General features: G+C 67.3%; 8 protein-coding genes and 1 other RNA gene. 2 read left to right on the top strand and 7 right to left on the bottom strand.

All coding sequences use genetic code 11. The annotated features are described in order from the left end of the window. Positions 1 to 203 precede the first annotated feature (203 nt). The 7 genes from WDC87_RS19810 to WDC87_RS19780 all read right to left on the bottom strand — a co-directional run bounded on the left by WDC87_RS19810 (position 204) and on the right by WDC87_RS19780 (position 3,293). Positions 204 to 650 (bottom strand): DUF192 domain-containing protein, encoded by a 447-nt coding sequence (locus WDC87_RS19810; RefSeq protein WP_014648292.1) that lies wholly within the window; start codon positions 648 to 650, stop codon positions 204 to 206. 21 nt (positions 651 to 671) lie between these two features. Continuing rightward, positions 672 to 1,319 (bottom strand): ribose-5-phosphate isomerase RpiA, encoded by a 648-nt coding sequence (gene rpiA / locus WDC87_RS19805; protein ID WP_014648291.1) that lies wholly within the window; start codon positions 1,317 to 1,319, stop codon positions 672 to 674. A gap of 23 nt (positions 1,320 to 1,342) precedes the next feature. Beyond that, positions 1,343 to 1,822 carry an EVE domain-containing protein gene (locus WDC87_RS19800; RefSeq protein ID WP_005419001.1) on the bottom strand — a complete coding sequence of 160 codons (480 nt, stop codon included), beginning with the start codon at positions 1,820 to 1,822 and terminating at the stop codon, positions 1,343 to 1,345. Beyond that, positions 1,819 to 2,412, bottom strand: coding sequence for a 5-formyltetrahydrofolate cyclo-ligase (locus tag WDC87_RS19795; RefSeq protein ID WP_032954483.1), 594 nt, complete (start codon positions 2,410 to 2,412; stop codon positions 1,819 to 1,821). The genes WDC87_RS19800 and WDC87_RS19795 overlap by 4 nt, the downstream gene beginning before the upstream one ends. An 83-nt stretch (positions 2,413 to 2,495) precedes the next feature. Next, positions 2,496 to 2,681, bottom strand: a non-coding RNA gene (gene ssrS / locus WDC87_RS19790) — 6S RNA. Between the two features lie 97 nt (positions 2,682 to 2,778). Further along, positions 2,779 to 3,075, bottom strand: coding sequence for a cell division protein ZapA (locus WDC87_RS19785; protein ID WP_006467013.1), 297 nt, complete (start codon positions 3,073 to 3,075; stop codon positions 2,779 to 2,781). Further along, on the bottom strand, positions 3,072 to 3,293 hold the full coding sequence (locus WDC87_RS19780; RefSeq protein WP_005418996.1) for a TIGR02449 family protein: 222 nt from the start codon (positions 3,291 to 3,293) through the stop codon (positions 3,072 to 3,074). Before WDC87_RS19780 ends, WDC87_RS19785 begins: the two co-directional genes overlap by 4 nt. Positions 3,294 to 3,447: 154 nt before the next feature. On the opposite strand from WDC87_RS19780, the gene WDC87_RS19775 reads away from it, so the two are divergent. Both WDC87_RS19775 and WDC87_RS19770 read left to right on the top strand, forming a co-directional pair. Further along, positions 3,448 to 3,996 (top strand): UPF0149 family protein, encoded by a 549-nt coding sequence (locus tag WDC87_RS19775; protein ID WP_005418994.1) that lies wholly within the window; start codon positions 3,448 to 3,450, stop codon positions 3,994 to 3,996. Between the two features lie 5 nt (positions 3,997 to 4,001). Continuing rightward, on the top strand, positions 4,002 to 5,324 hold the full coding sequence (locus WDC87_RS19770; RefSeq protein WP_088123875.1) for an aminopeptidase P N-terminal domain-containing protein: 1,323 nt from the start codon (positions 4,002 to 4,004) through the stop codon (positions 5,322 to 5,324). Positions 5,325 to 5,921: the final 597 nt, after the last annotated feature.

Below are 5,921 nucleotides of genomic sequence, written 5' to 3'. Positions count from 1 at the left end.
ACAATCCAAATACGCTAAAAGATTTATGTGGCGGTGTGGTGGGGGCTGATTTATTTTAAAAATACAGGGTTTAATACGGCTATGGCTGTTAAAAAGCCCCGGCCACCCCCCCGTCCCGCCCCCACGCGCCCCCCCCCCCGGGGGGGGGCCCCCCCCCCCCCCCCCAACACCCGGGCGGGCCGCCCGCGCCCCGGCCGCATCGTTTACTTTTCGATGCCCGGACCGAATTTCAGCTCCGTGCCGTCCTTGAGCTGCAGCTTCTCGGCCTGGCCGGCGTTGAGTTCCAGTACATAACGCGCCGGACCGCCGCTGGGATAGGGCGGGCACATGTCGCCGGCCGAGCACGGCGGTACGTCGCGCTGCTGGCTGACCAGCCTGCGCTGGCTGTCGAAGTAAAGGATGTCCAGCGCGATCCTGGTGTTCTTCATCCAGTACGCCTGCATTTCCTCGCGGTCGTGGATGAACAGCATGCCGTGGTCGGCCGCCATCTGGTCGCGGAACATCAGCCCGCGCGCGCGGGTTTCATCGTTGGTGGCCAGCTCGACCTGGTAGCGGGCGCCGTCCAGCTCGACCCAATGGCGGGCCGCGTCGGTGGCGCAGCCGGCCAGGGCCAGCAGCGGAAGCATCAGCAGCGAACGCAACAGCGACATCGTCAGGCTCCTTCGGAAGGGTCAGAGCACGACCGGCGGCTCGCCGCCGACGATCACCACATCGGCGCGACGGCGCGCGAACAGGCCGACGCAGACCACGCCCGGCAACTGGTTGAGCTCGCGCTCCAGCTTTTCCGGATCGGTGATCTGCAGGTTGTGGATGTCCAGGATCTGGTTGCCGTTGTCGGTGACCACGCCCTCGCGCCAGGTCGGCTGGCCGCCGGTCATGTCGCGGATCTGGCGGGCGACCAGGCTGCGCGCCATCGGGATCACTTCCACCGGCAGCGGGAACCTGCCCAGCACCGGCACCTGCTTGCTCGGGTCGACGATGCAGATGAAGCGCTCGCTGGCCTCGGCAATGATCTTCTCGCGGGTCAGTGCGGCGCCGCCGCCCTTGATCAGGCACTTGTTCGGGTCGCACTCGTCGGCGCCATCGACGTACAGCGACAGGTTGCCACTGTGGTTCAGCTCGATCACCTCGATGCCGTGCTGCTTCAGGCGTGCGGTGCTCTGCTCGGAGCTGGACACGGCTCCCTTGATGCGGTGCTGGATGCGGGCCAGGGCATCGATGAAATAGGCCACGGTGGAACCGGTGCCGACACCGACGATCATGCCGTCTTCGACGTACTCGATGGCTTTCTCGGCGGCCAGGCGCTTGGCTTCGGACATGGGAAGAACTCTCAGGCGGGGAATCAGGATTTCTTTTCCAGCGACAGCAGCAGCTTCCACTGCGCGGCGGTCACCGGGAACACCGACAGGCGATTGCCCTTGGCAACCAGCGGGAAGCCCTCGCCGAGCTCGTCAGCGTGCAGCTTGATCTCGTCCAGCGCGATCACCTGCTTGAGCTTGCGGTCGAAGGCCACGTCCACCAGCATCCAGCGCGGGTTTTCGCGCGTGCTCTTGGGGTCGTGGTAGTCGGATTTCGGGTCGAACTGGGTGTCGTCCGGGTAGGCTGGGCTGGCGACGGTGGCCAGGCCGACGATGCCGGGCACCTTGGTGTTGGAGTGGTAGAACAGGATGCCGTCGCCCACCTGCATGCCATCGCGCATGAAATTGCGCGCCTGGTAGTTGCGCACCCCGTTCCAGGGTTCGACCTTGACCTTGGCCAGGTCATCGATGGAGAAGGCGTCCGGTTCGGACTTCATCAGCCAGTAGCGCTTGCGGGCGGTCATGCGTTCACGGGGGCAGCGGAGGGGAACAGGGTGCCGTCTTCGGTGCAGATCGCATCCACCGGCACGTCCCACGACGCCACCGGCAAGGACTCGACCTGCTGCACCGCGAACGCAGCACCGACCAGCCAGGGCGGCGCCGGCCGGTCGTGGCGGAAGGCGAAGCTGCGATCATACCAGCCGCCCCCCATGCCCAGCCGACGGCACTGTGCGTCGAAACCCACCAATGGAGTCACGACCAGCGCCATCCGTTCCGGTTCCAGGGTGTCTTCCACGGCCACGTCCGGCTCGGGGATGCCATAGCGGTTGCTGGTCAGCGGCTGCCCGGGCCGCCATGGTGCGAAGCGCAGCACGTCGCCGGCCAGCACCGGCAGGCAGTAGGTGAGTCCTTCGGGCAGCTGCAGCTGCCAGCGGTGCAGGGCGATTTCGCCATCCAGCGCCCAGTAGCCGGCCACGGCGCCTTCGCGCGGGGCGAACGGCAGGGCGAGCAGGGCATCGGCAAGCGATTCGGCGGCGGCGATGCGCTCACCAGCGTTAAGGTCACGGCGGCGTTGCCGCAGGTCGTGGCGCAGGGCCTGGCGCGGGTCGGTCATGGCAGCGAGCGGCAAGGATCAGCCGTCATTGTGCCGGAAAGAACAAGGGCGACGCCCGAAGACGCCGCCCTTGCTGGAATATTGCATTCTCCGCAATGTCGATGCATGCGAAACGACCTTGAACCCGGGGGCTCAAGTGGGAACGCTGGAGAACCATCGGGCTTCCCGCTACAAGGCGGACCTGCACTCCCGGCGCTGTCGCGCTCCCGGTGTCGTTCTTAAGGGACAAGGCGAATGTTTGCACATGCCGTCGAGTACCGCAGAGAACGCGTGGCCATTATAGCCAGCACGCAGGATCTGGATAGGCCGTTCGTCGGCAACAGTCCGTGCCAATTCAGATATGAGAAGACGCGTTGTGCACGGTCTTCAGGCGCCGCCGTCGATCGCGCGGTCCAGGCGCCGGTTCAGGTCGGCCAGCGTCTGCTGCAGCGCCACGGCCTGGCGGGCGTTCTCGTCGCGCAGCAGCTGCAGTTCGTGGGCCAGGTTCAGCGCGGCCAGCACGGCGACGCGGTCGACGGCGGCCATGCGGTTGCTGCCGCGGATCTCGCGCATGCGCGCATCGAGCAGGCGTGCGGCGGCCATCAGGCTGTCGCGCTCATCGCCGCCGACGCCCACGGTGTATTCACGATCGAGGATGCGGACACTGACCGGTTCGGCGCTCATGTGTGCTGCTCCAGGGATTTGAGCCGGCTGATCATCGCTTCCACCCGCGAGCGTGCCTGCTCGTTCTTGGCCAACAGCGTCGAGCGCTCGGCCACCAGCTGTTCCTGCTGGTGGCGCAGGCTGCGGTTCTCCTCGGCCAGACGCTGGTTGCGTTCAAGCAACGCGTCCACGCGGGCGGCAAAGTCCTGCAGCTGGGCAAGGGGATCGGCGGGTTCCATGCGGGCACGATAGGCAAGCCGGGTGAGGGCGGTCAAGCGCTGTCGCAGCAAGGCCGGACGGCCACGAGAGGATGCCGCAGGGTTGCTACACTACGGGGTCTGACGGGCGCGCGCGTGCGCACCCCGGGTTTTCTTATTCCGAACGAGCCGCACGATGACCGAACTTCCCTCCGTCGACGACGTTACCCGCGCCAGCCAGGCGCTGGGCCTGGGCGCTACCGCTGCCGAGCTGCACGGCGCGCTGTGCGGCTGGCTGGCCGCCGGCGGCGCCCCCGGCAACGATTGGCCGGCGCGCGTGCTGGCCGACGACACCCTGCCGCCGGTGGCCGCCGACAGCGTGCTGGGGCAGCTGCTGCAGGCCACCATCAAGCAGCTGGAAGACCGTGACTTCGCCTTCGAACTGCTGCTCGCCGACAGCGACGACGTGTCCGCGCAGGCCGATGCCATGTTCAGCTGGACCCGCTCGTTCCTGGGCGGCTTCGGCCTGGGCAGTGGCGGCCGCCGCCCGGCCCTGTCCGAAGAGGGCGAAGAAGCGCTGACCGACATGGCCAGCCTGGCGCGTGCGTCCAGTGAGGATTTCGAGGCCGGCGGCGATGACGACGACGAAGCCCTGTCGGAGATCGAGGAGTTCATCCGCGTGGCGGTGCTGCTGCTGCACGGCGACGTGGTGCTGGCCGCGCGCCATCGGCAGCGCCTGAACTGATGGATATCAAGCAGCGTACCGGCATCGCGGCCGGCGAATACAAGCGTCGCCGCCGCCAGCTGATGGACATGGCTGGCGAGGACGCGATCCTGGTGCTGCCGGCCGCAGCCGAGAAGGTGCGCAGCCTCGATACCCATTATCCGTTCCGCCAGGATTCGGATTTCCAGTACCTGACCGGCTTCCCGGAACCGGAAGCGGTGCTGGTGCTGATTCCGGGCCGCCGCCACGGCGAGGCCATCCTGTTCTGCCGCGAGCGCGATGCCGAGCGCGAGGCATGGGACGGCAGCCGCGCCGGCCAGGAAGGCGCGGTAGCGCAGTACGGCATGGACGATGCCTACCCGATCGATGATCTGGACGACATCCTGCCGGGCCTGTTGGAAGGGCGCTCGCGCGTCTACTACCACTTCGGCCGCGACGCCGACTTCGATCTGAAGCTGATCGGCTGGGTCAACCGCGTGCGTTCGCAGGTACGCCACGGTGCGCAGCCGCCCCATGAGTTCCTGGAGCTGGGCCACCTGCTGCACGAGCAGCGCCTGTTCAAATCCGGCGCCGAAGTGGCACTGATGCACCACGCCGCACAGATCAGCGTGCGTGCGCATCTGGCGGCGATGAAGGCCGCCAGGGCCGGCATCCACGAGTATGAACTGCAGGCCGAGCTGGAACGCGTGTTCCGCGCCAGCGATGCGGTGCCTGCGTATTGCAGCATCGTCGGTGCCGGCCGCAACGGCTGCATCCTGCATTACCGCGACAACAACGCGCGGTCGCGCGATGGCGAGTTGGTGCTGATCGATGCCGGTGCCGAGTACCGCGGCTACGCCAGCGACATCACCCGCACCTTCCCGGTGAACGGCCGCTTCAGTGCCGAGCAGCGCGCGCTGCACGACCTGGTCGGTGAAGCGCAGGCGGCGGCGCTGGCCCAGGCCAAGCCGGGCGTGCCCTACGAGGCCGGCCATCTGGCCGCAGTGCAGACCTTGACCGAGGGCCTGCTGCGCCTGGGCCTGCTGAAGGGCACGCTGGAAAAGAATCTGTCCGAAGGCCTGTACCAGCGCTTCTACCGGCACAAGACCGGCCACTGGATCGGATTGGACGTGCACGATGTGGGCGATTACCGCCTCGCCGGTGATTCACGTCTGCTGGAGCCTGGCATGGCGTTCACCATCGAGCCGGGGCTGTACATCGGCGTGGACGACACGACGGTGGAACCGCGTTGGCGCGGTATCGGCATCCGCACTGAAGACGATGTGCTGATCACCGATGATGGCCATCGCGTGCTGACCGAAGGCCTGGCGCGCAGCGCCGATGAGATCGAAGCGGTGATGGCGGGGTAGGGTGTTTTTCTGCAGGGCTTGCGGCCCTGCACCCGCAGAGGCAACAGCTGGAGCAACAGCAACAGCAACAACGGGTTATCCGTGGGATGGCGGGGCACTGTGGGTTTGCGGGGACGCCGCAAGTACATCCCTGTAGGCTTGGTCGCCGCATCCATGCGGCTCACACCCCGCAAACCCACAGTGCCCCACCTTCGACAGGTTCGCGCGGCTGTTGGTGGGTGCCGATCGTTGGTCGGCACATCTGTCAGATATCGAATGAATCATCCACGCATGGCGTGGATCTACTGGTAGGTGTCGACCTTGGTCGACACAGAGCGAGCGCAGCAAGCGACCCGCTTTTGCTTTTCTTTCTTTCTTCCGTGGTTGGACGCACACGGAAACTGTCAGAGGTGGGGCGGGGGGGGGGGGGGGGGGGGGGGGGGGGGGGGGGGGGGGGGGGCCGCCCCCCCCGCGGCGGTTTCAAGCCCCGCCCCCCCCCCCCCCCCCCCCCCCCCCCCCCCGCCGCCGGGGACAAAACCCAAACAACCACCGCCGCCCACTTGGGTGGCGCGACCACCCCCCCCGCGCGGCTTTGCGGGTCTGCGGGGCGTGCGTGCC

The organism is Stenotrophomonas maltophilia group sp. Smal12 (genome assembly GCF_037079935.1).
GTDB lineage: Bacteria > Pseudomonadota > Gammaproteobacteria > Xanthomonadales > Xanthomonadaceae > Stenotrophomonas > Stenotrophomonas sepilia.
The sequence above is the reverse complement of the archived record's forward strand: the minus strand, read 5'-3'. Positions and strand labels throughout refer to the sequence as shown.